Below are 24,872 nucleotides of genomic sequence, written 5' to 3'. Positions count from 1 at the left end.
CCCGGGTTTCCGGGGCGGCAGCACGGCGGTAGACGTCCCGATGGCCGGCAACTGGGAAGGATCGTCCGGGACTACACTTTGGCCATGGCCATCTACGTCGATCCTCCTTTGTGGCCAGCGCACGGAACCGTGTTTTCGCACCTCGTTTCGGACACGTCGCTGGACGAGCTGCACGCCTTCGCGGCCGCTGCCGGAGTACCGGAGAGGGCCTTCGACGGAGACCACTATGATGTCCCGGAACGCCGCTACGACGACCTTGTCCTCGCCGGCGCCATCCCCGTGGAAGCCCGTATCCTGGTCCGCAAACTCATCGCCAGCGGGCTCCGGATCCCTGCTCGGGAAAGGAGCAAGGCCCTGACTGTCCCGTTAATGGAACGCTGGAACAGCACCTATCCCGGGCACGAGGAATTAGGCCTCGAGCTGCTGGAACGCTGGGGCGAGGACGGGCGGAAATACCACAGCCGCACGCATCTCTTGGCTGTAGTGGAAGCCCTGGACATCCTGACCGAACCCGCCCTGCCCGCACGGACCGTTGCCCTGGCGGCCTGGTTCCACGACGCTGTGTATGAAGGAGTGGCCGGACAGGACGAGGAAGAGTCCGCACAACTGGCCGAGGACCGGCTCACGGCTGCCGGTTTGGCTCCCGCAGACGTAGCCGAAGTAGCCCGCTTGGTGCGGCTCACGGCCACCCATAGTCCCGAGCCAGGTGACCACGCCGGGGCCCTCCTCTGCGACGCTGACCTCTCCGTGCTGGGAGGTGACAAGCAGTCCTACGCGCGGTATCTGGCCGCCGTCCGCGAAGACTACGCCCACGTCAGCGACGACGACTTCGCGAAGGGGCGCGCCGCCGTCGTGCGTCATTTGCTGGGCCTGGACCCACTGTTCCATGGCGAACGCGCCAAAGCTCTGTGGCTCGACGCCGCCCGCCGCAACCTTGCCGGCGAACTCGCGTGAGCGGTGTCCTCAGCGAACCCGGGGCGCCGCAGCGGCAGCTCCCGTACTCGGTCCGGTTCGAATGGGGGCTCGACGGCGCCCGGGCGGTGGTGCCGGGCGCTGACCTTGCGGTGGTGGTTGATGTCCTCTCATTCACCACGTGCGTGAGCGTTGCCGTGGATCGCGGGGCGGTGGTGTTTCCGTATCCATTGAGGGACGCGGGGACGAGTGAATTCGCGGCCCACCACCGTGCTTCGCTGGCCGGACCGCGGGGCTCGGAAGGGCTGAGCTTGTCGCCCGTGAGCCTCCGTGCTGCGCCGGTACTTGAGCGGGTGGTTCTGCCCTCCCCCAACGGGTCCACCATCAGCCATGAATTGGCCGGTTCAGCCCGTCAGGTGGTCGCGGTTTCACTGCGCAACGCCGCTGCCACGGCAGATTGGGTGCACGCCACACTGCCTCATGGTGCCGTTATTGCCGTCATCGCTGCGGGTGAGAAGTGGGGCAACGGTAGCCTGCGCCCGGCACTGGAGGACGAACTTGGAGCCGGCGCGTTCATTGCCGGCCTCGCGGCGGCCGGGCGTCACAACTTTTCCCCGGAGGCGGCAGCTGCTGCTGCGGCGTTTGACGCTGCGGAACCTCATCTTGCGGCCGTTTTGCGGGGATGTTCCAGCGGCCGGGAACTGATCGACGCCGGCTATGCGGACGATGTCGTCATGGCAGCGGAGCTGGACGCAGGTTCCGCAATTGCTCTTGTGCAGGACGGTGCCTATCGGGGGGTGTTGGCGGCCAGCTAGCATAGAGGTGTGACCTCCTACCTCTTGGGTTCCTCCCACTCTGCCGTTCCCCTTGCCGTCCCCGCTGTGGAACACGTCCTGGCGGCGCGCGGCGTGGGCGGTTACCGGCAGTACCGCATCCCAGCCTTGGCCGTCACCATGCGGGGAACAATCCTGGCTGCCTATGACGGACGACCCAACCTGGACGACCTTCCCAACCCGATCGACCTCCTGCTTCGTCGCAGCTACGACAACGGAGTCACGTGGGAGCCGCAGCAGCTTGTGCGTACCGGTGCGGGACTCCACGGCTTCGGCGATCCAAGCCTGCTGGTTGACGCCGACACCGGACGCATCTTCATGTTCCACGCAGCCGGGACCCACGCGGGCTTCTTCGAGGCCGTTGCCGGATTGGAGCCGGACAACGACGTGCAGCATGCGGACGTCAGCTTCTCCGACGACGACGGCGACACCTGGCAGCACCGCCGGCTCACCCCACAGCTCAAGACCGGCGGAATCACCGGCCTCTTCGCCGCCGCCGGACAGGGCATTCACATCCACACGGGACCATTTGAGGGCCGGCTGGTGCAACAGTATGTGCTGCTGGTGGATGGTGCCATCATGGCCGCGTCTGCGTTCAGCGATGACCACGGCGAGACGTGGCAGTTGGGCGAGCTGATCGGTCCGGGCACCTCAGGGGTGGGGCCGAACGAGAACAAAGTGGCGTGCTTGGACGATGGCCGGTTGCTCCTGCATTCGAGGGGCACACCGTGCCGATTGGCCGCCGTGTCCGAGGACGGCGGCCAAACGTGGAGCCCGTTGCAGCCTGTTCCGGACCTGCCCGATCCCAGCGACAACGGATCCCTGACGCGCTTCGACGGAGTGCCGCATGTTGCGTTCGCAGCGCCGGAGACTACATCCTGGCTTCTCGCGAGCAACAACCAGGACCCTCATCTGCGTCGTAACACCGTGCTGAGCCTCTCTCCCGACAACGGCGCCACCTGGCCGTCAAAGCTGCTCGTCTGCCCGGGAAGCTCGGCCTATTCGACGGTGACACGGCTCCCCGACGGGAACATCGGAGTGCTCTACGAACGGCAGGGTTACACGGAGATCGTGTTTGCTTCGATCCCGGCCGAGCAGCTGACAGGGCAGCTTTCCGCGCAGCCTCTGGTTGCTCCCGGGCCCACGGGCCTGGTCTTCGACATGGAGCTGCGCTCCGTAACCCCAGGCAGGCCCACGGTGTGGCAAAACGCCGGAGAGTTCCACGTGATCCCGTCCAACAGCCACGGTCAATGGGATGTCCAAACATGGAAGGAAATCGGGCAGGGCTACGCCGGTGACCAGGTTCTCGGCACCCGGGAAGCCCAGGACCTCAACTACGGACCCATCATCCCGGGCTACAAAGCCGGGGACATCCTCGCCTTCACCGGGCGCGTCCGCAACGCAGGCACTGAGCCGGCTACCGGCGTCGTACTTCTCGGACCGCACCAGAACGCGAGCGATTTCCCACCCGCGGACCTACTGCCCGGCGAGCATGCACTCTACTTCACGCCGACCTACACCATCACGGCGTCGGACCTGGAGCACAGTGCGCTGAAACTCACCTTCGCGGCGGAGGCCGACGGCGGAAGCGTGCGTGTGGAGCGGACGTTCCTTTTCAATCTGCGCACCGGAGTGGTTGCTGCGTCCTAGCGGTACGTGCTGACGAACGGCTGGTTGGTAGGCACGATCTGCTTGCCTAGCGGCATGAGCGAAACCGGAATCAGCTTCAGGTTGGCGATGGCCAACGGGATGCCAATGATGGTGATGGCCATGGCAAACGCCGTGACCACGTGGCCGATGGCAATCCAAATTCCGGCCACCAGCAACCAAATGACGTTACCCAAGAGCGCGAACACGCCCGTGCCGCCCGGCTTCTCGACCACCATCCGGCCGAAGGGCCACAAGCAGTACGCGCCGATCCGGAACGAAGCGATGCCCCAAGGGATGGTCACGATGAGCACGCAGCAGATGATGCCGGCCGCGAAGTAACCCAAGGCCAACCAGAACCCACCGAAGACAAGCCAGATGACGTTAAGGATCGTTTTCATAGTCTTCATTCTCCCTTGTGGGTCTGACAGAAAGCCTAAGGGTCTGCCCTGAATCTTCCCTGACTTACACGCGTTGCGCGGCCACAGGCTTAGGCCAGGAGGGCGTCCAGCTTGTCGAACGATGTTCCCCAGCCATCGCGCGTCATCTCAACCCAGTCCTCTGAAGCGAACGGGCTCTGCGTCAGATGCATGCGCGTGCGGCCGTTGAGATCTTCGAATTCGAGGCGCATCTCTTCAAACTCGTGATCGGCGTCAGGTGCGGCCTTCGCGGTGGACACCAGAAGGGCGGGAGCGTCCAACTCCTTGATGACGGCCTCGATCGGCGCTTCCTGCCGGCCATTCTCGTCGGTCCACCCCATCACCACCTGCCACACTCCACCCACCCGGGGCTCGATGATGATCTTGTCCCGGGGAGCGTCCACGTCTGCCGGCCCAAACCACTGCGTGAGCAGATCCGGGTTCATCCACGCTTCGAAAACCGTCTCGCGGGGTGCGTCAAACTCGCGGGTCATGGTCAGGGTGTACTGTTCCGTGCTCATTGCTTGACTCCTGGTTTCCGTGGTTTCGGTGGTTTCGGTGGTTTCCGTGGATTCCGTGGATTCCGTGGTTTCGGTGGATTCCATGGTTTCGGTGGTTTCCGTGGATTCCGTGGATTCCGTGGTTTCGGGCGAATCGTGCTGTTGGGAGCGATTCTATGGGGTGCCGCTGACAGCCCGACGCTCTCTCACTAAATCGCACGTTTCCACCATCCCTCTCTCACATCCCCACCAGTCCCCACCACCCCTCTCTCACATCCCCACCAGTCCCCACCAACCCTCTCTCACATCACTTCTCTGGGCGTGGCCATCCGATACACCGTCTCCCATCAAGCTGTCTCAGAAAACCAAACGGCGGGCACCCGGATACGGGACGTGAGAGAGGGCCGCCACAAAACCAACGGGACGTGAGAGAGGGCCACCACAAAACCAACGGGACGTGAGAGAGGGCCACCACAAAACCAAAGGGACGTGAGAGAGGACCGCCACAAAACCAACGGGACGTGAGAGAGGGTCAGGCTTTGGCGGCTTGGACGAACGCGCGGATCTTGGCCAGGTCCTTCACACCCCGCGAGGACTCGACGCCGGAGGAAACGTCCACTCCCCAAGCCCCGGCAGCGGCTGCGGCGAAGGCCACATTGCCGGGTTCCAGACCACCGGCAAGCAGCCACTCCCGGTTGTCGAGCCCCTTCTCCCGCACAGAGGCGTAGTCCCAGGACTCCCCCGACCCCGGCACTGCGGCGTCGATCAGGAACACGTCTTCACCCAAATCCGCGAACTCGTCCGGGGAGGCACCCATGGTGACGGCCCGGATAAGCCGCATCCCGGCGTCGTGCACTGTTTTGACGTCGTCAGCGGTCCGGTGGCCGTGCAACTGCACCCACCCAAGCCCGGCAGCCCGCGCCACAACCACAGCATCGGCGGCGGCTTCATGCCGGAAAACACCCACGGCATGAACCCCGGCAGGCACCAGCGGGAGCAGGATGCGAACCTGGTCGGGGCTGACCTCCCGGGGGCTGGTGGTGAGGACGAAACCGACGGCGTCCGCACTGGCGTCGACGGCCTCACGCACTGATTCGGGCGTGCTCAAGCCGCACACTTTGACGAACATCCAGCCCCTCCCTCACTACCCGAACAACGTTTTCCACATATGACGTTAGCAAGCCACGTTGCCAACGCAGAAGCGGCGTCCACCACTAGGCTGGTCGGATGGAGATCATCCGCTTTGCCGACATCCATCCCGAACCGTGGCGCAACGGGGGCGGGGTGACCCGCGAACTCGCGAGCCACCCCAAGGCCGCGTCGGCGCAGGACGGAGCATGGGATTGGCGTGTCAGCATCGCCGACGTCTCCAAAGCCGGAGAATTCTCCACCTTCCCGGGCATGGAGCGGGTCATCACCATCATCGACGGCGAACTGTTGCTCCTCACCGTGGACGGCTCCGAACATCCGCTGGAGAAGTACCGTCCGTTCCGGTTCTCCGGCGAGGCCGCATCGTCGGCCACGCTTCCCACAGGGGACATCCGGGACCTGAACGTCATCGCCCGCGCAGGCGCTTTCAAGGGCTACACGTCCATCGTTGAGATCTCCAAAAAGCGCGCGCACCCCGTTTTCGAAGGCCAACTTGCCATCCTGCTGGAGGGAAAGGCGACTGTTGCGCCTGGCGCCGCAGTCGAGGAAGAGTCGGCTGCTGAGGAAAAGTCCGACGGCGGCGTCCCCCCAACCAGCCCCGGGGAACCTGTTGAGTTGTCACGGTACGACGCCGTGGTCGGCTCGGACACCCGCAGCCCCGAGATCTCCGGCCGCGGTTTTGTTGCAGTGATCTCAATCGACCACGTGGAACCCACTCACGCCTGAGTTGGTGACGTTAACCACCAGAAGTGGCCACCCCGCGCGGGAGTTGCTAGCCTGAAATGAAGGTTCCCCTCTGGAACCTCCGGACGACGGTTCAGTACCCGGCACGCGACAAGACTGGCCAAAGGAAATGTCATGTCGTGGATAATTCTCATTCTTTCCGGAGCACTCGAAGCCGTTTGGGCCGCAGCTCTGCATCGTTCCAAGGGCTTCCGTAAACCCGTCCCCACAGTGGTTTTCCTGGTATCCGTGATCGCCAGCATGGGCGGGCTGGCAATCGCCATGCAATCCATCCCCACGGGCACGGCCTACGCCGTGTGGGTTGGAGTCGGCGTAGTGCTGACTGCGACGTACGCGATGGTCACCAAAGTTGAACGTGCGACGACGGCCCGGCTGCTTCTGCTTGCCGGCATCGGGGCGTGCGTGGTCGGCCTGAAGGTGGTGGCATAGCCATGACAACGAACACTAAGAACACCGGCAACGGAACCTTTTGGGGCATCCTCCTGGCATCGGCCCTCCTCGAAGCCGTATGGGCCACAGCTTTGGGGCTCTCCAATGGCTTCACGCAGCTCATGCCCACACTGGTCTTCGCTGTCACCGCAGTACTGAGCATGCTGGGACTGGGTATCGCGGTGAAGCGCATCCCCCTCGGTACTGCTTACGCGGTGTGGGTGGGCATCGGTGCGGCCCTGACTGTTGGTTGGGCCATGATCACGGGCGTGGAATCGGCAAGCCCGCTGAAACTCCTCTTCATCGCCGGAATCGTGGGCTGTGCCGCCGGTTTGAAGGCGTTGCCCGCAGAGAAACCCGTAGCCAAGACCGAATAGCGGCGGGTCCCTGCGCTCCATTTCGATGGATCGCTGCAGACCATGCCGCTCGCACGGCACAGTACGCAGCGATCCATCGAATCGGCCACGCCACGCACGCCACGCCACGCACGCCACGCAGGCCACGCAGGAATACCCGCGGCGGTAGCCGGGTTCATGCCTTCAAGAGCACCCAAACACGCATTGGAGACGTTCATGACTGCAGTTCAGCTCGGAGATGGCCTCACGGTCAGCCCTCTCGGTTTCGGTGGAATGGCCTTGACCCCGGTCTATGGCGGGATCGACCCAGAGGAAGGCCTGCAAACACTCAGGCACGCGGTGGACGCGGGCATCACGTTCATCGACACCGCAGATGTGTACGGCGCCGGCAGCAACGAGGAACTCGTGGGCAGGCTCCTGAAAGAGCGCCGCGACGAGATCCAGGTAGCCACGAAGTTTGGAATTGAGGGCAACCCCGCGGACGGGTACACGGGAGTCCGCGGGGATGCGCCCTACGTCAGGCAAGCAGCGGAAGCGAGCCTCCGCCGCCTGGACACTGACGTGATTGACCTCTACTACCTGCACCGCCGCGACCTCCGCGTTCCGATAGTGGAAACCGTGGAGGCCATGGCGGAGCTGGTCCGTGAGGGCAAGGTCCGGCACCTCGGCTTGTCTGAAGTGACAGCCGAGGAGCTCAGGCAGGCCAACGCCGTGCATCCCATTGCCGCGGTCCAGAGTGAATGGTCAATCTGGAGCAGGGATGTTGAACTCAACGTTGTTCCTGCAGCCAAGGAGCTTGGCGTAGGGTTTGTGCCGTATTCGCCGCTGGGCCGCGGGTTCCTCACCGGAACCGTCAGCGCGGGCGACCTTGGCGAAAATGACTTCCGCCATAAGATCCCCCGTTTTGGCGACGAGGCACTTGATGCAAACCAGGCCGTGGTGGCCGCAGTTCGCGAGGTAGCCAGTGGGCTGGATGCGACTCCTGCCCAGGTAGCCCTGGCTTGGCTGTTCGCCCAAGGTCAGCGCCTCGGGATTTCGGTAGTCCCCATCCCCGGCACGCGCAAGACGCACCGGATCGACGAGAACCTGGGGGCACTGTCCCTGCAACTGGGGCCAGCACAACTTGAGGTGCTCCACCAAGCCGCGACCGCCGTCGTGGGTTCGCGCTCCGCCGACCCCAACTGGGTCTCGCAGGGCCGCGAAGCCAAGAACGTAGGCTGAACGCATGGATTCGCTTATTCACTCACTACGTGACGTCACCATTCGCAGCATCTCGGTCAGCGAGATGAACAACAACGTGTACCTGTTGACGTCAAAGTCCACGGGTGCGCAGGTGTTGATCGATGCCGCTGACGACCTTCCGGCCATCCAGCAGCTTCTCTCGGAGTCCGCCGGCGATTCGAGCAATCCCACCAAGCTGGTCAGGATCGCCACCACCCACCAGCACTGGGACCACGTCCGGGCACTGCCGGAGCTGGTGGCCCTTACCGGCGCCAGCACTTCCGCAGGAGCGGACGACGCCGATGCGTTGCCGGTTCCGGTGGACGTCCGGCTTGGTCACGGCGACGTTGAGCGGTTCGACGACATCGAGCTCACGGCGGTCCACCTGCGTGGACACACCCCTGGCTCGATCGCCTTCGTGTACCAGGATCCGGACGGACCGGCCCAGATTTTCAGTGGAGATTCGCTGTTTCCGGGAGGCGTCGGCAACACACAGAAAGATCCTGCACGCTTCACTTCTCTGTTGAACGACGTGTCGGAACGACTGTTCGACGCCTATCCGGACGATACCCTGGTGCACCCGGGCCATGGATTGCCCACGACCCTCGGAGCCGAGCGGCCACACCTTGAGGAGTGGCGCGCGCGGGGCTGGTAGCACCTGCAGTTGCGGGGCCTGCTCTGCGCTCTATTCCTTCCGGAAAGCGCGTAGAGCGGGCCTCACAACGGGAGGTTAGCGGCCGCGGCGCTCGTTTGACGCGGGAGCCGACGCGCGGCGGGGACCGCTCCGTGCCGGACGGCCTGCGCCGGATCCACCGCGACCGGAGTTGCCGGAGCCCGAACCGTAGGATCCGCCGGACGTAGCGCCCGTAGCGGAGGACCATACGGCCTTGTTTCCGCCGGTACGCGTAGAGGTGGTGGATGCCGTGCGCGGAGCCGAAGCTGCGCGCTGGCCGGTAGCCGGACGACCACTGCGGCCGCCCTGGCCCTGCGAGCCCGGGACGTCGTTGCGGTGAGTGGCACCGGACTTGCCGCGGCCACGTGAGCTGCGGGCGACGTCGTCGTTCATTGCTGCGCGACGGTCGGCGCGGTTGACGTCGGTGCGAACCGGCTCAGCCGCGACCTTGCCACGTCCGTTGCGACCACCACGGCCGCCGGCCGTGGGAGCAGCCTGCGTGGAACGCCGTGCACGCTTGCGCTGTGCATTGGCTCCGGTGGACGTGCCGCCACCCTGCGGGGCTTTCGCCGCGAGGAGTGCTGCACGGGTGCGGGGATCAACCTTGTCGGCGATTTCGCCAACGAGGTCGGCAACCAGCGGCGAGTTGGCGGTGACGCGCTCGAACGAAACGTCAACGCCGGCAGCTTTCATGAGCTTCTTGACGTCGCTCTGCTGCTCCGGGAGGGTCAGCGTGACCACGGTGCCATCGGAACCTGCGCGGGCCGTACGGCCTGAGCGGTGCAGGTATGCCTTGTGCTCTGTGGGCGGGTCCACGTGGATGACGAGTTCGACGTCGTCAACGTGCACGCCGCGGGCTGCGACGTCGGTAGCCACCAGGACGCGGACGTCACCGTTGGAGAACTCGGCAAGGTTGCGGTCGCGGGCGTTCTGCGACAGGTTGCCGTGGAGGTCGACGGCGGGAATGCCGGCGTCGGTGAGGGTCTTGGCAAGCTTGCGGGCGTGGTGCTTTGTCCGCATGAACAGGACGCGGCGGCCGGCTCCGGAGGCCAGTTCAACGATGAGCTGCTTCTTGACGGTCTGGTCGTTGACCACCAGGACGTGGTGTTCCATGGTGGTGACAGCGGCCTGGGGATCGTCCACGGAGTGCGTCAGCGGGTTGGACAGGTAACGGTTGACCAGCTTGTCAACACCGTTGTCCAACGTCGCGGAGAAGAGCAGGCGCTGACCCTGGGTGGGGGTCATGTCCATGAGCTTCTTGACCACCGGGAGGAAGCCGAGGTCTGCCATGTGGTCGGCCTCGTCCAGCACAGTGACCTCAACGGCTTCGAGGGTCAGGATGCGCTGGCGGATCAGGTCTTCCAGGCGGCCCGGGCAGGCGATGACAATGTCAACGCCGGCGCGCAGCGCCTTTTCCTGGCGTGCCTGGGAGATGCCGCCGTAGATGACCGTGGTGTTCAGGCCCATGGCCTTGGCCAGCGGCTCGATGGTGGCGTTGATCTGGGTTGCCAGTTCACGCGTCGGCGCAAGGACCAGGCCCATGGGGCGGCCCGGCTTGCGGAAGTGCTTTGCTTCGCGCTCGGCCAAGCGGGCCACGAGCGGGATGGCGAAAGCGATGGTCTTGCCGGAGCCGGTGCGGCCACGGCCCAGGACGTCGCGGCCTGCGAGGGTGTCCGGGAGGGTCTTCACCTGGATGGGGAATGCCTCTTCGATGCCGTCTGCGGCGAGGGAATCAGCAATGGCCTTGGGCGTGCCAAGGGCAGCAAAAGTAGTCATAAACTTCATGTCTTTCGGGCGGTGTCCAATTGCGGACATCGGCCCCCGACGCCGGTTGGGCCAGGGGTTCGCCGAGGAAAAGTCAGGTGGTCTACCGATTCGCTGCAGCAGCGGTGGCCGGGACCAAATAGAACGCGTTCATCGACGCAGGATGTGCCTCTCACATGAAAAATGCCCCGTCGCGCAGCCTTTCAGGCCGCCTGCTTCAGGGCGTCACCGCACATCAAGTGTTTCCAGTCTAGCAGTGATCGGGGCAGAGACCTGCATCGGGGCAGGTCAGGCATGCGTTGTGGGGCCCGCTTTGCGCGTCTCCGGGCTCGCGAAGCGCGCAAAGCGGGCCCCACAACTGGTCAGGCGTGGTGCGAGAGCTCGGGTTCGGCGTCGCGGGTTTCGGATGCGCCAGCGCGGGTGGCGACCCGCGGCGCGATCAGAACCCCGGCGACGGCGATGACAGCGGTCAGTGCGAAGACGCCCGCAAACGAGTTCGTCGTCGTGAAGGCCGCGAAGACGAGTCCCGTCGCGGCGAGGGACAATGCGCCGCCGAGGGAGTCCGAGATGGACATGGCCGCACTGTTGAACCCCTGGTTCTCGGGCGTGGACAGGGCCAGGGTCATGACGCTCAGCCGCGGGTACATGAGCCCCATGCCGCCACCGGCCAGGATCCAGCCGCCAATAGCCACAGCCGCGGGAAGGGCCAGGGCCGCTGTTACCAGCGTCGAGACCACAGCCACCAATACCAACAAGGCGCCGATCTTCACGGCGAGATCGTCGGCCAGCTTGGCGCCCAGCTTCCCTTGGATGGCCGAGGCCCCGGCCCACGCGAGCGCGGCACCCGTGAGCGTCAGCCCGGCGAACGTCGGCGTGAACGAGTACCGCTCAGTCAACAAGTACGGCAGGTAAACCTCGGCTCCGAAGAACGCGGCCGAGGCGAGCCCACGGACCAGGATGACGCTGGGCAGACCCCGCCGGGCGGTGAGGGTCCCCCGCGGAACCAGCGGCTTCACCGCGATCAAGGCAATGACAAGTGCGACGACGGCAATCACCCCGCCCACTCCCGGCACCTCTGCGGACAGGTTCAGGCCAAGGACGGCAACGGCCGCCAACGCCGCCCACCCCATACGCCCGAAGGCCCACGGGACGGATTCGGTGGCGGGTTCGGACGCCATGCCCCGGACGGCCGGCACCACCATGAGCAACGCCGGAACAACCAGCCCCACAACACCGAGGAACACCCAGTGCCAACTGCTCAGCTGGGCCACGACACCTGCAGCGAACGGGCCTACCAAGGAAGGGACCACCCAGGACGCGGCGAAGGCCGCGAAGATCTTGGGGTGCAGCGCAGGCGGGTACACGCGTGCCACCAGAACATACAGTGCAACAGTCATGGCACCGCCGCCAAGGCCCTGCACCAGGCGTCCCAGCACCAGCATTTCCATGGTTCCGGCCATGCCCGCGATCAGCAGGCCAGCGACGAACAGCGCCACTGAGGAGTACAGCGGCGCCGCCGGACCCCGACGGTCGGACCAGTTACCGGCCGCCACCATGCCCATCACGCCAGTAGCCAGCGGACCTGCGAAGGCCAGCGCGTAGAGGCTGGCTCCGTCGAGGTCGCGGCTCACAAGCGGCATGATGGTGGTCACCGCGAGGGACTCGAACGCGCTCAGGAACACGAGTGCGCATGCCCCCACGGTGGCAAGCAGGTATGGGCGGCTCAGTATCCCGGCCGTTGAGGTGTCAGAGGTCATGGACGCAACCCTAGAACCTCAACTAATGTTGAGGTCAATCCACCACGCCCAGCCTTGGAGCAGAGCCATGACGCACGTCGCCGCCCACCGGCCCCTCACCATCGGTGAGCTGTCCGAGCGCAGTGGAGTATCGCCGTCGGCCCTTCATTTCTACGAACGCAACGGGCTCATCGAAGCCGAGCGCACGGCCGGCAACCAGCGGCGGTACCGGCGCGACACCCTGCGGCGGGTCGCGTTCATCAAGACGTCGCAGCGGGTGGGCCTGCCGCTCAAGGACATCCGGGAGGCATTGGACTCTTTGCCGGACGGCCGGACGCCCACCAAGCATGACTGGGCCAAGTTGTCTCTTCGGTGGCGCAAGGAACTTGATGAGCGGATCGCCGCGTTGCAACACCTGCGCAACGACCTCGACGGGTGCATTGGCTGTGGCTGCCTGAGCTTGAAGTCGTGCACGCTGCAGAATCCCGCTGATGAACTCGGCGCCTCCGGGGCGGGCGCCCAACGCTGGACACTGCCAAACTAGCAGCATCAGAGGATGGCGGTCATGACGTTCCAGCCGGCCCCCACCTGCAGGTCCGGTTGCAGGCCGCCGGACGCCGTTCCGCGGTAGAGCTTGAGGTTTCCATTGGCATCGCGCGCCAGAACATCGGGAAGCCCGTCGCCGTCGATGTCGCCGGGGGTCACGATCGCCGTCATGACGTTCCATCCGATACCGATCTGTTTGCGCGGCAGCCACCCACCGTTGCCGTTTCCTTCGTAGAGCCACATGGTGCCGGCTGCGTCTGTGGCCATAATGTCCTCTCCGGAAGCCCCGAACTCCCCCGGCCCCAGAATCGTCGTCATCTGGTTCCATCCGATTCCTGCTTTGGAGCGCGGAAGCCAGCCACCGGCACCGTTGCCCTGGTAGAGCCAGAGGTCCCCGGCAGCGTCACGGGCCAGGACGTCCGCTTTGCCGTCTCCGTTGAAATCGCCGGGGGTTACGACGGCGGTCATGGCGTTCCAGCCCACGCCCACTTTGATCCTCGGCAGCCAGCCTGTACGGCCGTTCCCGGGATAGAGCCAGAGGTCCCCGGCAACGTCGCGTGCAAGGACATCAGCATTGGTGTCTCCGTTGAAGTCGCCGGCAGAAAGGATAAGGTTCATGCCATTCCATCCTGAACCCACTGCTGACCTTGGAAGCCACCCCTTTCTCCCATCGCCGGGGTAGAGCCACAGGGTGCCCGACGTGTCCCGCGCGAGCAGATCGGTAGTGGCGTCGGAATTGTAGTCCTTCCAGACGTTCCTTGGCTGACTCGAGGTGTCCACCACCCAAATGGCGTTGGCTTCAAAGGCTGCTGCGTAGAGCTTGGACCCGTCCGGGGCCATCGCCGCGACGTAAACATAGGTGTCGAACTTGATGGTTTCAACGAGTGGAAGGTCGAAGTCGGCCGACCTGGCGCCCCACACCTGAATGTTGGTTCTAGCTGACTTGTAGAGCCGGGTTCCGTCCGGACTGACCGTGACGTCGCCTGTGTGGAAGTAGTCCTGCCTGTCCGGAGTGGCCTGGCCGACCATCAGGGTTTCGAGGTTGATTTGGGACAGCATCGGATTGTTGATGACCCGCACGCCCGGCTTCGGGTAGTAGGGCTGCCCGTGGTCCGCGAAGAAGGCACGCTTGCCGTCAGGGCTGAAAACGGGCCGGGATGGCGTCAGGAACGTTGAAAATGAAGCGAGAACCTTATCTGTGGTGGTGTCAATAACCGATAACCCCCACCCGTAGACCGTGATCAACCGCGTTCCATCCGGCGAGATGGTGCCGTCATCCCCGGTCAACGGACCGGTGCTGAGGACGGCTTTCGTCCTGGTGTCAATGACCGCTACAGACGCACCCTTGAGGGCATAGAGCTTTGACCCGTCCGGCGTGGCGAGCAGTCTGGAGATGTTGCTGCCCGCGGCTATCTGAGCTGTCACTTTGGCTGAGGCAACATCGACAACCTTCACGCCAGCGGTCTTGAGCGCCACGTACAGCGCCGTTCCGCCAGGGCTGGTCACCATACTGGCTACCTCATCCCCCATCGCAACGACGGACGCCACGGTCATCGTCGAAGTATCGACGATCGTGACGGAAGTCCCCGTTGCAAGGAAGGCTTTTAGTCCATTCGGGCTGAGCGACATGGCCGTGGCGGGTCCCACCTGCACGCTCTTGGTCACGGATTCCTGCGCGGTGTCGATGACGGATACCAGCCCTTCGGGACTGGCCACGAAGAGCTTGGAGCCATCCCTGTTGCGTTCCACAAAGCGGGGATTGGCTATGTCGATCTTCTTGAGGCTGCCTTGGACGGCTGCCGTGGTGACGGCCGGCAGGCGGGTGGCACCGGCGTCGGACACCGCATGCGACGGCGGCACCGCCACCAGCACCATGAGCGCGGCCGCTGCTCCGGCCAGACATGCCTTCAGACTGATTTTTCGCAACAGGAACACCATGAATCCCCCAATTTCAGGCGCCGCGAGACCATCAGGGGCGCTGTGAACCTCAGGCTAACCACCATCGATTGGAAAAACCAGACCCCTGCTGCTGCCCGGAAATTTGCCGAAACAGCAACAGGTATTGCCCTTGGTAGCCCGCCCACGGCACGCTGGTGTTATGACTGAACACACGCACGACGGCGGAACTCACCAGCACGGTCAACACACCCCTGAAGGGGCGCAGCAGCGCGGGCTCAACCTCCACGAAGATGCAGACAACGCCGTGGACATGTGGGACGGGATGTACCGGGAGCGTCCCAAGGTGTGGAGCGGTAACCCAAACCCCCAACTCGTCGCGGAGGCCGCCGGCTTGAAGCCCGGCACCGCCTTGGACCTGGGGTGCGGCGAAGGCGCCGACGCCCTGTGGCTCGCCGAGCAGGGCTGGACGGTCACCGCCATGGACGTGTCCGCCGTCGCGCTTGAACGGGCCGCTGCGCACGCAGCGGAAACCAACCACGGTGACCGCATCACCTGGCAGCAGCAGGACCTCACTGAGTGGACGCCTGAGCCGGTGTTCGACCTGGTCTCTGCACAGTTCCTGCACTCCCCACTCCTGCCGTGGCGGGATTCCGTGGCCTCGGCGGCAGCAGCGGTTGCTCCGGGCGGGACCCTGCTGGTGGTCGGGCACCACCCCCACGGCCTGCCGTCATGGAGCCACCACCACGACACCGGCATGTTCTTCAGCCCGGAGCAGCTGGCGGGCGCCCTCCGGTTGGATCGCGAACCGTGGTTCGTGGACGTCCTGACCGACCGGGAGCGCACCGTCACTGGACCCGATGGTGAGCAGTCCAAAATTCTGGACACCGTCTTGAGGGCAACCAAGCACGCCTAAATTCCAGCCGGCAGCAACTCTCCGTAGGGCGGCACCACTGTTCCCGTAGCGGTGGAGTCCGGGTTCAGCATCCACCCAACGCGTTTGGCCGTGTTGAGCATGACCACGCTTTCCACCAGTTCGATGCCCGGAATCCGCTGCTGGATGGTCAGTTCCATTTCCATGACGTCGGCCAGCGACCTCAGCCACATGATCATGGTGAAGTTGGTCCGGCCCGTGGTGGACGCGGAGAAGCGGACGTTCCGGATGGCCCTCAGTTCCGTGGCGGCGGCCTCGTGCTGGCCGGCGGGAACGTTGGCGAACCATTGCACGGTGATGGGGAAACCGGAGAACTGCTGGGCGATTTCGCAGCGGAAGGACAACATCCGACTGTTCAGGACCCGCCCGAGTTGGCGCTGGACCGTGGCAGGATTCCTGCCCAGTGCCCGGGCAATTTCCGCCGCCGTGGCGCGCCCGTCCCGGGCGAGGAAAGGTATCAGCGCCAAGTGGCTTTCCGGGAGCTGGACCACGATCGCGTCCGGCGCTGAAGGGTTGGCCGATTCCGGACCTGCGAGCGCCCGGAGTGCCTGTTGTTCGGCCTTGCTGAGAACGTTGAGCCGCCACGCAAAACCGCTCGTATGGATGCGTGTGCAGAGTGCTGTGTGGTACTTGGTGAGCCCGCGGATTTCCTTGAGTTGCGGCAGCAAGTGCGTACTGAACTGCTCCAGGTCCTGGGTGATGACCGTCAGGGTGAGATCACGATTGCTGGCGGCTTCCTCCACGGTGATGACTTCGGGGAGTTCGGCCACTGCGGCTGTGACATCTGGCCTGAGGTGCATTTCGCAGTCGATATCCACCATGGCCAGGCACATGTCCTTCGGATCGCCCATGAGGTGGGCGGTGGTCCAGGCAGCTCCTGCACCCCTCAACCGCTCCCACCGCGACGCCAGAGTGGTGGCATGCACGCCCAGGACTTCCCCGGCATCGGACCAGCTGATCCGGGGCGAAATCTGCAGGGCGTTGACCAGGCGTAAGTCCTCTTCGCTGAGCTCCATGAGCCGATTATCTCAGAACAGTGCATGAATCGTGCGCCTGAGAGAAACAAATGCATATTTCAAGATGTTTCCGGGCATGTGAATCACATCACCCCAGAATGGCATGAGGAACCCATTCCCGGAAAGACCAGGAGAACCCATGACCATCGCTGCCGACGCCAAGGAACTGCGGGACGACATCGTCCGCCTCCGCCACGACCTCCACCGCGAACCGGAGATCGGGCTGCAGCTCCCCCGCACCCAGGAGAAGGTGCTCCAGGCGCTGGACGGGCTTCCGTACGAGATCACCCTTGGCAAGGAAACGACGTCGGTCACCGCAGTTCTGCGCGGCGGTGCCGCTCACGCTTCGGCTGAGAAGCCCGTGGTGTTGTTGCGGGCGGACATGGATGGACTCCCCGTGCAGGAAAGCACCGGCGTGGACTACACCTCCCGTGTGGACGGCGCTATGCATGCCTGCGGCCACGACCTCCACACGTCCATGTTGGCCGGCGCCGCCACCCTCCTTGCTGAACGTCGCAATCAGCTGGCCGGTGATGTCATCCTCATGTTCCAGCCCGGAGAAGAAGGCTTCGACGGCGCAAGCTACATGATCAAGGAAGGTGTCCTGGATGCCGCCGGCCGTCGCGCCGATACCGCCTACGGGATGCACGTGTTCTCCTCGTTGGAACCGCATGGCCAGTTCGTCACCAAGCCGGGCGTCATGCTCAGCTCTTCCGACGGACTCGTGGTCACCGTGCTCGGTGCCGGAGGCCACGGCTCGGCCCCGCACTCCGCCAAGGACCCCGTCACGGCCGCCGCCGAGATGGTCACCGCACTCCAGGTGATGGTCACCCGACAGTTCAACATGTTCGATCCCGTAGTCCTGACTGTCGGTGTGCTGCACGCCGGAACCAAGCGAAACGTCATCCCCGAAACTGCCCGCATCGAAGCCACCATCCGGACCTTCTCCGAAGAGTCCCGGCGGAAGATGATGGAAGCAGTACCCAGGCTTCTCCACGGGATCGCGGCAGCCCACGGTCTGGAGGCGGACGTGCATTACCAAGAGGAATACCCCCTCACCATCAACGACGAAGACCAGACCACCACCGCGGAAAAGGTCATCGCCGGAATGTTCGGCGAGTCCAGGCACACCCGGATGGCCACTCCCCTCAGCGGCTCGGAGGACTTCTCGCGGGTCCTCGCCGAAGTCCCCGGCACCTTTGTTGGGCTCAGCGCCGTTGCCCCCGGCGCCGACCACACGACGTCGCCGTTCAACCACTCGCCATACGCAATGTTCGACGACGGCGTCCTCACCGACGGGGCCGCGCTCTACGCCGAACTCGCCGTGTCCCGTATCGCCGCCCTCGCCGGCAACTAGACCCCTCCCAGCCCGCCCCACCTTGGAGAAACACATGACCGCCACCGTAGGAACGTCACCCGACGTCAAGGTCCATAAGTCCCACATGCGCACGCTGGTTGGCACCGGCATCGGCAACGCCGTTGAATGGTACGACTGGGCGATTTACGCAACGTTCTCGCCCTTCATCGCGAGCGCCCTGTTCAGCCAGGCCGACCCCACGTCCGCCGTGCTGTCCACCTTGGCGATCTTCGCCGTCGGGTTCGTTGCCCGTCCGTTCGGCGGGTTCGTGTTCGGCTGGATTGGCGACCGGATCGGGCGCAAGACGTCCATGACCGTAGCCGTGGCACTGGGCGCCGTGGGCAGCCTCCTCATCGGTATCGCGCCGACGTTCGCCGATGTGGGCGCCTTTGCCTCGGTGATGCTGCTGGTGGCACGCCTCATCCAGGGCCTTGCGCACGGTGGTGAGTTGCCGTCGTCGCAAACGTATTTGTCCGAGATGGCACCCAAGGAACACCGCGGCTTCTGGGCGACCCTCATTTACACCTCCGGCACCGCCGGAATCCTGGCCGGTACGTTGCTGGGCGCCATCCTCACGGGGGTCCTGAGCAAGGAGGAAATGAACGCCTGGGGCTGGCGGATCCCGTTCCTGATTGGCGGCGCCTTGGGTATCTACGCCCTGTTCATGCGGGCCAAAATGAAGGAAACCGAAGCCTTCGAGGCCGAAGCCCCGAACGAGAAGCGCCTGCCCATCTGGCCGCAGATCGTCAAGTACCGCAAGCAGGCCCTGCAGGTCATTGGCCTCACCGTTGGCCTGACCGTTGTGTACTACATCTGGGGTGTGGTGGCTCCGAGCTACGCAGCAACCTCGCTGAAGATGGACCGGGGCGAGGCGCTCTGGGCAGGTGTGATCGCCAACGTGGTGTTCATCGCCGCCCTGCCGTTCTGGGGCAAGCTGTCCGACCGCATCGGCCGCAGGCCCGTGATCATCGTGTCAGCTGCGGGCGCCGCCCTGCTGCACTTCCCCATGACGTGGCTGCTCAAGGACTCACCGTGGCAGCTCGCCGTGTCCATGTCCGTGATGCTGTTCTTCATCGCCGGCAGCGCTGCAATCGTTCCGGCCGTTTACGCGGAACTCTTCCCGACGCACATCCGCACCATTGGTGTCGGCGTCCCGTACTCCATCTGTGTCGCGGTCTTCGGTGGCACGGCTCCGTACCTGCAAACGTGGCTGGGCAGCATTGGGCAGGCTCAACTGTTCAACGTATACGCAGTGATCCTGCTGCTGGTGGGCATCGCGTTCGCCTTCTCCATCCCGGAGACCAAGGGCAAGGACCTGACGGTCTAGCTATCTCGTTGCGAGGCCCGCTCTGCGCTCTTCCCTGGGTTTTTGGGACGCAGAGTGGGCCTCACAACGTTAAACGAAGCGGTCGCGGCCGGCCCGGTACCCGAAGAACGCTGCGAGCGAGCCGACCACCAGGAACAGGATTCCGGCTGCCTCGAACCCGCCGGTGGCTTGGTGCAGTTGACCCACCAACAACGTACCCACCGACCCCACCCCGTACCCGACGCCCTGCATCATTCCCGACAGGTGCGCGGCCGTGTGGGAGTCGCGCGTGCGGACCATGATCATGGTGAGGGCCACCGCGGTGAGCGATCCCTGTCCCAGCCCGTTGAGCCCGGTCCAGATCCAGATCAGCTCGGTGGGGCCAAAGATCGTCAACGCGAAACCGCCGCCCGTCATCAAGGCCACCACCATGTTGATGATCCGCTGGTCCTTGAAACGCGTGGCCAGCGCCGGGGCAAACAGCGAACCCAGCATCTGCAGCACGATCGACACCGACACGATCAGCCCGGCCGTGCTGCCATCAATCCCCCGGTCGCGCAGGATCGGGGCCATCCAGGCGAACACACTGAACGACATCATCGCCTGCAGCACCATGAACATCGTCACTTGCCAGGCGACGGCTGACCGCCACACATTCGCGCCACCATGGACGGCCTGATGCTTCACAGATGGCTGGCGGATGGCAAGCGGCAGGAAAAGCAAAAGTACGACGGCGGCAGGCACCGCCCAGAACCACAGAGCCGAGGTCCAGTGGCCGGTTGCCGTAAAGACCGGATACGTGAAGCCTGCTCCCAAGGCCGCTGACGCACAGATCGCGGTGGTGTAGAGACCACCCATCAAGCCAAGGCGGTGCGGGAAGTCCCTCTTGACCACGCCCGGCAGGAGCACGTTGCAAAGAGCTATGGCAGCACCGCAGGCTGCCGTTCCGGCGAGAAGCGTGGGAAGGTGTCCCGCTCCGGCGACCTCCAGGGGCCGCAGCAGCAAACCTGCGGTGAGGACGGCCATGGCCCCGAGGAGAACCCGTTCCGCGCCGAACCTGCGGGCCAGGATGGGAGCAAGCGGCGCGAAGACACCCAGCAAAGTGACCGGCACGGTGGTGAGGACCACCAGCGACCAGCCCGGCAGACCGGCGTCGGACGTTATTTCCGGCAGGACTGCGGAGAAGCTGGAGAAGACCGTGCGGAGGTTCAAGCCGATCAGCACCAGGCAAATGGCGAGGTAGACCAGGCCCCTCTTGCCCCTCAGCTGCGTGGGGTCCGCCGCCGGTTCATCGTCGATCTCGGCGTCGACTGCTATTTCGGGGAGGACTGATTTCTCTTGGTAGCCGGGCGTCTTGGAGGAGGTCACACGTCCTATTCTGTCAGCCGGGTCCTGGAAGCCCATCCTGGGCAGGATGTGACCCCGCCTCGGGCCTCGGATTATCCACATACGCCTGGTTCCCCCTGCCGACGCCGTATCGCGATCCATACCGTTGAAAGCATGAACCAAGAGCCTGAACCGTCCCCGGTGCCGGAGCACCATCTGGAGTTGCCGACGTCCGCGTCGGGCGGCGTCATCCTTTGAAGACCTGTCAGACTGGCGCTGTTTTTCCGGGAGCCTGCGCCACAGCGAACCAAAGTATTCTGGAAGTGATGAGTGAAAACCCAGATTCCCCGCGCCCAGTCACGCCCGGCACCCAGGCTTCCTTCGGAACCTACGGTGGCAGGCCGGTCAGCTTCGTGCGCCGCGGCACCCGCCTGCAGGGACGCCGGCAGGCTGCCTGGGAGGAGCACGCAGAGCGCTGGGCTATCCAGGTCCCACGGCATGTGGCCAACACCTCCGTGCACCCGGACTACACGTTCGACGCCGAGGCAGTGTTCGGGCGCAAGGCTCCCTTGATCGTCGAGATCGGCTCCGGCTTGGGCGACGCCGTAGTTCACGCTGCCGAGCAGAACCCGGACAAGGACTTCCTTGCAGTGGAGGTCTACACCCCCGGACTGGCCAACACCATCATCAAGATCAACAGCCGTGGGCTGACCAACGTGCGCGTGGTGGAAGCCAACGCCCCTGAAGTTCTTGAGTCGATGCTTCCCGAGGGTTCGGTCAGCGAACTCTGGGTCTTCTTCCCGGATCCGTGGCACAAGGCCCGGCACCACAAGCGGCGGCTCATCCAGCCAGCGTTCGCATCCGTCGCCGCGAAGGCACTGGAAAAGGGCGGCTACTGGCGCATCGCCACCGACTGGTCCAACTACGCTGTCCACGTCCGCGAAGTCCTGGCAGGTTCCACCGAGTTCGAGAACATGCACGACGGCGAGCGCAGCGGCGAGGAGAGCCCGCTGACGCAAGTGTGGCAATCCGGCGTCGAATCCGTTGTGGGCGGTGCGCCGGTCAGGGAAGGCCGCGCCCCCGTCAGCACGGAGCACACGGGACCGAACGAAGGCGTGGACCAAGAAGGCGGATGGGCTCCCCGCTTCGAGGGCCGCATCCGGACCAGCTTCGAGAACAAAGCCCACGAGGCCGGGCGCATGATCTTCGACCTCACCTACCGCAAGATTTAGCTAAGGACTTTTTGGGGGAACCATGAGCTACCAGCCACCGGCCTACTACCAGCAGCCTCAGCGATCAGGGAACCGTGGCCTGGGCGCTGGTATCACTAGCATCGTGGCCGGCGTCCTGTCACCAATAGCGGCAGTGGTCAGCATTCCCTTAGGCATCGCTGCCGTCGCTTCGGCCATGAGCCGTTACAACCAGGGCAACGACGCCTGGTGGATTGGCGCCCTGGTGCTGGCAGGAGTCGCAGTATTGCTGGCCATCGTCGCTGTGGTCTGCGGACTGATTGCTGTATTTCGTGCCGGGCGCATGAATGCGGGGCGCATCACGGGCATTATTGGACTGGCCATCATGGCGGTCAACATCTTTGGGATCGTCTTCATGGTGTTCCTGGTGCTCGGCTCCGGACAAGGGTTCTGATGCCGCAAGTCCGCGCGGAGCGTTTCATTCGGCTCGACCCAGCCACCGCCTTCGCGTTGTCCCAAACCACGGGAGAGTTCCGGCTCAAGTGGGACCCGTTCATCTCATCCCAAGGTTTCCTGGATGGCGCCCGGGCCGCTGGCAAGGGTGTTCGCACCCGCACGGTCTCGCGCCTGGGACTGAAGATGGTCAGCGAATACGTCTCTTACGTGCCACCGAAAAATGTGGGCATGACCATGGTGTCCGGTCCGTGGTTCTTTGAGAATTTCGGCGGCGGTTGGCGATTCACTCCCGACGACGGCGGCACCCGGGCAGTCTGGAAGTACACCTTTTCCTGTCGCCCGGCTTTCCTGAAGCCCGTGGCAGAGCGGATGGGGAGCTGGCTGCTGGGCCGCGAGATCGAGCGACGGATCGAAGCGTTCGCCCGGGCCTGTGAGGACCCGGCGTTGGTGGCCGAACTCAAGGCGCAGGACACGGGCGTCACGGAGCACTAACCCCTACGGCACCGAAATCGATGCCACCGTTTTCTCCGACTCGTCGCGAAGCTCAACGCCGGCAATGCCCGCTAATTGCACCGGAGTGGCGCCGGTGATCTTGATCCGGCCACTCGCCGTAGCTGTCCAACCGCAGGTCCGTTCCTCCGCACCATCACGGCCCTTCACCCACAGGTAGAGAGTGCCCTGGAGCGGCATGCTGCGCCCCTCAACCTCGAGCTCAGTTCCCCAGTTCTTCTTCACCATTCCTACGGTCAGTTGCAAACCGTTGTCCGACTGCACCGAATAGCTGGCGTCCGGTTTCGGCGGCTGGTTCACCAACGGCCCGGCGAGGAAGCCCAGAGCCAGGCAAGCAGCGGCCACCGCACCCACCAAAGCCGCCCAGCGCCGTCGTGATTTCCGCCTGCGGGCAGACAAGTCCACCAGGACCTTCTTCGGGAGCGCGTCCGCCTTTGACTCCAGTGGTGAGAGGGCTTCCGCGCCGCCGGCGACCGCCAGGGCGACGGCATCGGCCGGCGGAACCGCGTCGAGCAAGGCCGGCAGGCTTTCGAGTTCCTCAAGTTCCCTGCGGCATTCCGCGCAGCCGGCGAGGTGGTCCTCGAAGGCGCGCTCTTCGTCCGGTTCCAGCCCACCCAGCAAGTAAGCGCCCAGCAATTGGTGGACGGAGTTGCCGTTCATCGTTCCACCCCCATTTCATCGAGGATTGTTCGGAGGGCTTTCACAGCGTAGAAAGCCCGGGATTTAACTGTGCCGGCGGGGATGTTCAGTTGCAGCGCCGCCTCCGCGACGGTGAACCGCTGGTAATGCAGGGCCACCAGCACTTGTCGGTGTTCGTGGCTAAGCCGGAGCAGCGCTTCTTCCATGAGGACCCGGTTCAGGAGTTCGTCAACGCGTTCCTTTGCTGCGTGGTCCGGGAGGTCGTGCTCACCGGACTCCGTGGGGCGCCGTTGAGCCTTCCGGTAGTTGTCGATAATGACATTACGGGCCGTCCTGAAGAGGTAGCTGCGCAAACTTCCCGTGATCTGCGGAGCGTGCTGCCACACCTTGAGGATGGTCTCCTGCACGACGTCGTCTGCTTGGTGGGCATCCGACGTGCAGCTCAGCACGAAACGCTTCAGGGCCGTGCCGTGATCGCGGTAGATCGCTGCCACCACGTCTTCGTCCAACGGCATAGCCACCTCCCTCGTACTCTTTCCGCGGCCCTTCGCCTATACGACGACGGGCGCCGGTAAAAGGTTCAGCTGTATGAACCATTCTTCCCCTGCCGGCGTCGTACGGGTTAGCGCCGGTCCATTCCGGCCGGCTCGTCAAAGGAGCTAGACATGAAGAAGCCATTGAGTTTTGGATTCGGTGCACTGGTCCTCGCGGCCACCCTGGCGGGATGTGGCGGGAGCCCTGCCACTAACTCCTCGGCAGCACCCACAACCACCACGCCCAGTGTCGCGGCCAGCACCGCCGCAGGTGCCGAGATGAAGGTTGCCTCGTCCAGCGCCGGACAGATCGCAGTAGACAGCAAAGGGATGAGCCTCTACTTCTTCACCAAGGACGTCAAGGACTCGGGGACCAGCGCCTGCGTCGACGCCTGCCTGGACGCTTGGCCGATTTTTACCACGACGTCGGACGCACCCGCCGTTGAAGGCGTCACCGGAACTGTGGGAACCTTCGCTTCCCCGGACGGGAAGAAGCAGGTGACGCTCAACGGCCTGCCCCTGTACTACTACGCCAAGGACAAGGCCCCCGGCGATGTCACCGGTCAGGGCGTGGGCGGCGTCTGGTACCTCGTGAGCCCGTCTGGGGAGATGATCAAAGGCGCTGCGGCCTCCGGCTACTGAGGCCGGCGCGGTTTCGCCCGTCCGTTAGACTGCCAGTTACTCATTGGGGAGGGGAGATGGCATTGAAAGACACTGCTAAGAGACCGCCAAACCTGGGATTTCTTGCATTGCAGGAGGTCGCTTGGACTTTGGGAGTCA

General features: G+C 64.4%; 26 protein-coding genes and 1 riboswitch. Of the genes, 16 read left to right on the top strand and 10 right to left on the bottom strand.

Annotation, left to right across the window (positions count from 1 at the left end; genetic code table 11):
- Positions 1–84 precede the first annotated feature (84 nt).
- From FQP90_RS08680 to FQP90_RS08670, 3 genes are read left to right on the top strand one after another with little or no spacing between them, the layout of a single operon-like run.
- Complete coding sequence (locus FQP90_RS08680; RefSeq protein ID WP_144649327.1) at positions 85–954, top strand: DUF4031 domain-containing protein; 870 nt, start codon at positions 85–87, stop codon at positions 952–954.
- Positions 951–1,727 (top strand): 2-phosphosulfolactate phosphatase, encoded by a 777-nt coding sequence (locus FQP90_RS08675; protein WP_144649326.1) that lies wholly within the window; start codon positions 951–953, stop codon positions 1,725–1,727. The genes FQP90_RS08680 and FQP90_RS08675 overlap by 4 nt, the downstream gene beginning before the upstream one ends.
- Positions 1,728–1,736: 9 nt before the next feature.
- On the top strand, positions 1,737–3,395 hold the full coding sequence (locus tag FQP90_RS08670) for a sialidase family protein (protein WP_144649325.1): 1,659 nt from the start codon (positions 1,737–1,739) through the stop codon (positions 3,393–3,395).
- Here FQP90_RS08670 and FQP90_RS08665 read toward each other — a convergent pair.
- The 3 genes from FQP90_RS08665 to FQP90_RS08650 form a co-directional block, all read right to left on the bottom strand.
- The gene (locus FQP90_RS08665) at positions 3,392–3,793 is read right to left on the bottom strand and encodes a YccF domain-containing protein (protein ID WP_018778312.1); all 402 of its coding nucleotides are present in this window, start codon (positions 3,791–3,793) and stop codon (positions 3,392–3,394) included. The two genes, FQP90_RS08670 and FQP90_RS08665, sit on opposite strands and share 4 nt — an antisense overlap.
- Positions 3,794–3,882: 89 nt before the next feature.
- Positions 3,883–4,416 carry an SRPBCC family protein gene (locus FQP90_RS08660; RefSeq protein ID WP_244296616.1) on the bottom strand — a complete coding sequence of 178 codons (534 nt, stop codon included), beginning with the start codon at positions 4,414–4,416 and terminating at the stop codon, positions 3,883–3,885.
- Positions 4,417–4,843: 427 nt separating this feature from the next.
- Positions 4,844–5,440 (bottom strand): phosphoribosylanthranilate isomerase, encoded by a 597-nt coding sequence (locus FQP90_RS08650; protein WP_144649322.1) that lies wholly within the window; start codon positions 5,438–5,440, stop codon positions 4,844–4,846.
- Positions 5,441–5,538: 98 nt separating this feature from the next.
- Here FQP90_RS08650 and FQP90_RS08645 point away from each other — a divergent pair, with 98 nt between their 5' ends.
- The 5 genes from FQP90_RS08645 (at position 5,539) to FQP90_RS08625 (ending at position 8,865) form a co-directional block, all read left to right on the top strand.
- Complete coding sequence (locus tag FQP90_RS08645; RefSeq protein ID WP_144649321.1) at positions 5,539–6,186, top strand: HutD/Ves family protein; 648 nt, start codon at positions 5,539–5,541, stop codon at positions 6,184–6,186.
- A 57-nt stretch (positions 6,187–6,243) separates the two neighbouring features.
- Positions 6,244–6,309, top strand: a riboswitch (guanidine-III (ykkC-III) riboswitch).
- Positions 6,310–6,318: 9 nt separating this feature from the next.
- Entirely contained in the window at positions 6,319–6,633 is a 315-nt protein-coding gene (locus FQP90_RS08640) for a DMT family transporter (protein ID WP_091552225.1), read from the top strand.
- 2 nt (positions 6,634–6,635) lie between these two features.
- Positions 6,636–7,010 (top strand): DMT family transporter, encoded by a 375-nt coding sequence (locus tag FQP90_RS08635; RefSeq protein ID WP_144649320.1) that lies wholly within the window; start codon positions 6,636–6,638, stop codon positions 7,008–7,010.
- A 195-nt stretch (positions 7,011–7,205) separates the two neighbouring features.
- Positions 7,206–8,210 carry an aldo/keto reductase gene (locus FQP90_RS08630; RefSeq protein ID WP_144649319.1) on the top strand — a complete coding sequence of 335 codons (1,005 nt, stop codon included), beginning with the start codon at positions 7,206–7,208 and terminating at the stop codon, positions 8,208–8,210.
- 4 nt (positions 8,211–8,214) lie between these two features.
- A complete protein-coding gene (locus FQP90_RS08625; RefSeq protein ID WP_144649318.1) occupies positions 8,215–8,865 on the top strand; it encodes an MBL fold metallo-hydrolase in 651 nt (216 codons plus the stop codon).
- A gap of 75 nt (positions 8,866–8,940) precedes the next feature.
- On the opposite strand, the gene FQP90_RS08620 is transcribed toward FQP90_RS08625, so the two are convergent.
- Positions 8,941–10,659, bottom strand: coding sequence for a DEAD/DEAH box helicase (locus FQP90_RS08620; protein ID WP_208759969.1), 1,719 nt, complete (start codon positions 10,657–10,659; stop codon positions 8,941–8,943).
- Between the two features lie 350 nt (positions 10,660–11,009).
- Positions 11,010–12,404, bottom strand: coding sequence for an MFS transporter (locus FQP90_RS08615; RefSeq protein WP_144649316.1), 1,395 nt, complete (start codon positions 12,402–12,404; stop codon positions 11,010–11,012).
- On the opposite strand from FQP90_RS08615, the gene soxR reads away from it, so the two are divergent.
- Entirely contained in the window at positions 12,403–12,927 is a 525-nt protein-coding gene (gene soxR / locus FQP90_RS08610) for a redox-sensitive transcriptional activator SoxR (protein ID WP_144649315.1), read from the top strand. The genes FQP90_RS08615 and soxR overlap by 2 nt on opposite strands.
- 5 nt (positions 12,928–12,932) lie before the next feature.
- On the opposite strand, the gene FQP90_RS08605 is transcribed toward soxR, so the two are convergent.
- Positions 12,933–14,855, bottom strand: a complete 1,923-nt coding sequence (locus FQP90_RS08605) for an FG-GAP-like repeat-containing protein (RefSeq protein WP_167510440.1) — start codon at positions 14,853–14,855, stop codon at positions 12,933–12,935.
- 172 nt (positions 14,856–15,027) lie between these two features.
- Between FQP90_RS08605 and FQP90_RS08600 the strand changes: the two genes are divergently transcribed.
- On the top strand, positions 15,028–15,741 hold the full coding sequence (locus tag FQP90_RS08600) for an SAM-dependent methyltransferase (RefSeq protein ID WP_144649313.1): 714 nt from the start codon (positions 15,028–15,030) through the stop codon (positions 15,739–15,741).
- Here FQP90_RS08600 and FQP90_RS08595 read toward each other — a convergent pair.
- Complete coding sequence (locus FQP90_RS08595; RefSeq protein ID WP_144649312.1) at positions 15,738–16,775, bottom strand: Lrp/AsnC family transcriptional regulator; 1,038 nt, start codon at positions 16,773–16,775, stop codon at positions 15,738–15,740. The genes FQP90_RS08600 and FQP90_RS08595 overlap by 4 nt on opposite strands.
- Before the next feature lie 139 nt (positions 16,776–16,914).
- On the opposite strand from FQP90_RS08595, the gene FQP90_RS08590 reads away from it, so the two are divergent.
- Together FQP90_RS08590 and FQP90_RS08585 are read left to right on the top strand one after the other, a co-directional pair.
- A complete protein-coding gene (locus tag FQP90_RS08590) occupies positions 16,915–18,132 on the top strand; it encodes a M20 metallopeptidase family protein (protein WP_144649311.1) in 1,218 nt (405 codons plus the stop codon).
- Between the two features lie 34 nt (positions 18,133–18,166).
- Positions 18,167–19,459, top strand: a complete 1,293-nt coding sequence (locus FQP90_RS08585; RefSeq protein WP_144649310.1) for an MFS transporter — start codon at positions 18,167–18,169, stop codon at positions 19,457–19,459.
- Positions 19,460–19,528: 69 nt separating this feature from the next.
- Here FQP90_RS08585 and FQP90_RS08580 read toward each other — a convergent pair whose 3' ends face one another.
- Positions 19,529–20,806 (bottom strand): CynX/NimT family MFS transporter, encoded by a 1,278-nt coding sequence (locus FQP90_RS08580; protein WP_144649309.1) that lies wholly within the window; start codon positions 20,804–20,806, stop codon positions 19,529–19,531.
- A gap of 284 nt (positions 20,807–21,090) precedes the next feature.
- Between FQP90_RS08580 and trmB the strand changes: the two genes are divergently transcribed.
- The 3 genes from trmB to FQP90_RS08565 are packed head-to-tail and all read left to right on the top strand — an operon-like array spanning position 21,091 to position 22,902.
- Positions 21,091–21,996 carry a tRNA (guanosine(46)-N7)-methyltransferase TrmB gene (gene trmB / locus FQP90_RS08575; RefSeq protein ID WP_144649308.1) on the top strand — a complete coding sequence of 302 codons (906 nt, stop codon included), beginning with the start codon at positions 21,091–21,093 and terminating at the stop codon, positions 21,994–21,996.
- 22 nt (positions 21,997–22,018) lie between these two features.
- The gene (locus tag FQP90_RS08570) at positions 22,019–22,408 is read left to right on the top strand and encodes a hypothetical protein (protein ID WP_144649307.1); all 390 of its coding nucleotides are present in this window, start codon (positions 22,019–22,021) and stop codon (positions 22,406–22,408) included.
- Positions 22,408–22,902: a type II toxin-antitoxin system RatA family toxin gene (locus FQP90_RS08565; protein ID WP_144649306.1), complete on the top strand. Its 495-nt coding sequence runs from the start codon at positions 22,408–22,410 to the stop codon at positions 22,900–22,902. Before FQP90_RS08570 ends, FQP90_RS08565 begins: the two co-directional genes overlap by 1 nt.
- A gap of 3 nt (positions 22,903–22,905) precedes the next feature.
- On the opposite strand, the gene FQP90_RS08560 is transcribed toward FQP90_RS08565, so the two are convergent.
- Together FQP90_RS08560 and FQP90_RS08555 are read right to left on the bottom strand one after the other, a co-directional pair.
- On the bottom strand, positions 22,906–23,580 hold the full coding sequence (locus FQP90_RS08560) for a zf-HC2 domain-containing protein (RefSeq protein WP_144649305.1): 675 nt from the start codon (positions 23,578–23,580) through the stop codon (positions 22,906–22,908).
- Positions 23,577–24,074: a sigma-70 family RNA polymerase sigma factor gene (locus FQP90_RS08555; RefSeq protein ID WP_144649304.1), complete on the bottom strand. Its 498-nt coding sequence runs from the start codon at positions 24,072–24,074 to the stop codon at positions 23,577–23,579. The genes FQP90_RS08560 and FQP90_RS08555 overlap by 4 nt, the downstream gene beginning before the upstream one ends.
- A 150-nt stretch (positions 24,075–24,224) precedes the next feature.
- Between FQP90_RS08555 and FQP90_RS08550 the strand changes: the two genes are divergently transcribed.
- Positions 24,225–24,734, top strand: coding sequence for a hypothetical protein (locus FQP90_RS08550; protein ID WP_144649303.1), 510 nt, complete (start codon positions 24,225–24,227; stop codon positions 24,732–24,734).
- Positions 24,735–24,872: the final 138 nt, after the last annotated feature.

Origin of the sequence: Paenarthrobacter nitroguajacolicus, assembly GCF_007786235.1 — a bacterium.
Taxonomy (GTDB): Bacteria; Actinomycetota; Actinomycetes; order Actinomycetales; family Micrococcaceae; genus Arthrobacter; species Arthrobacter nitroguajacolicus_A.
The sequence above is the reverse complement of the archived record's forward strand: the minus strand, read 5'-3'. Positions and strand labels throughout refer to the sequence as shown.

Bases quoted from the DNA above. Each gene is read 5' to 3' on its own strand.
- FQP90_RS08640 (WP_091552225.1), top strand. From the start codon at position 6,319: ATGTCGTGGATAATTCTCATTCTTTCCGGAGCACTCGAAGCCGTTTGG.
- FQP90_RS08585 (WP_144649310.1), top strand. From the start codon at position 18,167: ATGACCGCCACCGTAGGAACGTCACCCGACGTCAAGGTCCATAAGTCC.
- FQP90_RS08660 (WP_244296616.1), bottom strand. From the start codon at position 4,416: ATGGAATCCACCGAAACCACGGAATCCACGGAATCCACGGAAACCACC.
- FQP90_RS08630 (WP_144649319.1), top strand. From the start codon at position 7,206: ATGACTGCAGTTCAGCTCGGAGATGGCCTCACGGTCAGCCCTCTCGGT.
- FQP90_RS08680 (WP_144649327.1), top strand. From the start codon at position 85: ATGGCCATCTACGTCGATCCTCCTTTGTGGCCAGCGCACGGAACCGTG.
- FQP90_RS08595 (WP_144649312.1), bottom strand. From the start codon at position 16,775: ATGGAGCTCAGCGAAGAGGACTTACGCCTGGTCAACGCCCTGCAGATT.
- trmB (WP_144649308.1), top strand. From the start codon at position 21,091: ATGAGTGAAAACCCAGATTCCCCGCGCCCAGTCACGCCCGGCACCCAG.
- FQP90_RS08615 (WP_144649316.1), bottom strand. From the start codon at position 12,404: ATGACCTCTGACACCTCAACGGCCGGGATACTGAGCCGCCCATACCTG.
- soxR (WP_144649315.1), top strand. From the start codon at position 12,403: ATGGACGCAACCCTAGAACCTCAACTAATGTTGAGGTCAATCCACCAC.
- FQP90_RS08620 (WP_208759969.1), bottom strand. From the start codon at position 10,659: ATGACTACTTTTGCTGCCCTTGGCACGCCCAAGGCCATTGCTGATTCC.
- FQP90_RS08590 (WP_144649311.1), top strand. From the start codon at position 16,915: ATGACCATCGCTGCCGACGCCAAGGAACTGCGGGACGACATCGTCCGC.
- FQP90_RS08645 (WP_144649321.1), top strand. From the start codon at position 5,539: ATGGAGATCATCCGCTTTGCCGACATCCATCCCGAACCGTGGCGCAAC.
- FQP90_RS08555 (WP_144649304.1), bottom strand. From the start codon at position 24,074: ATGCCGTTGGACGAAGACGTGGTGGCAGCGATCTACCGCGATCACGGC.
- FQP90_RS08625 (WP_144649318.1), top strand. From the start codon at position 8,215: ATGGATTCGCTTATTCACTCACTACGTGACGTCACCATTCGCAGCATC.
- FQP90_RS08635 (WP_144649320.1), top strand. From the start codon at position 6,636: ATGACAACGAACACTAAGAACACCGGCAACGGAACCTTTTGGGGCATC.
- FQP90_RS08600 (WP_144649313.1), top strand. From the start codon at position 15,028: ATGACTGAACACACGCACGACGGCGGAACTCACCAGCACGGTCAACAC.
- FQP90_RS08560 (WP_144649305.1), bottom strand. From the start codon at position 23,580: ATGAACGGCAACTCCGTCCACCAATTGCTGGGCGCTTACTTGCTGGGT.
- FQP90_RS08550 (WP_144649303.1), top strand. From the start codon at position 24,225: ATGAAGAAGCCATTGAGTTTTGGATTCGGTGCACTGGTCCTCGCGGCC.
- FQP90_RS08570 (WP_144649307.1), top strand. From the start codon at position 22,019: ATGAGCTACCAGCCACCGGCCTACTACCAGCAGCCTCAGCGATCAGGG.
- FQP90_RS08650 (WP_144649322.1), bottom strand. From the start codon at position 5,440: ATGTTCGTCAAAGTGTGCGGCTTGAGCACGCCCGAATCAGTGCGTGAG.
- FQP90_RS08665 (WP_018778312.1), bottom strand. From the start codon at position 3,793: ATGAAAACGATCCTTAACGTCATCTGGCTTGTCTTCGGTGGGTTCTGG.
- FQP90_RS08565 (WP_144649306.1), top strand. From the start codon at position 22,408: ATGCCGCAAGTCCGCGCGGAGCGTTTCATTCGGCTCGACCCAGCCACC.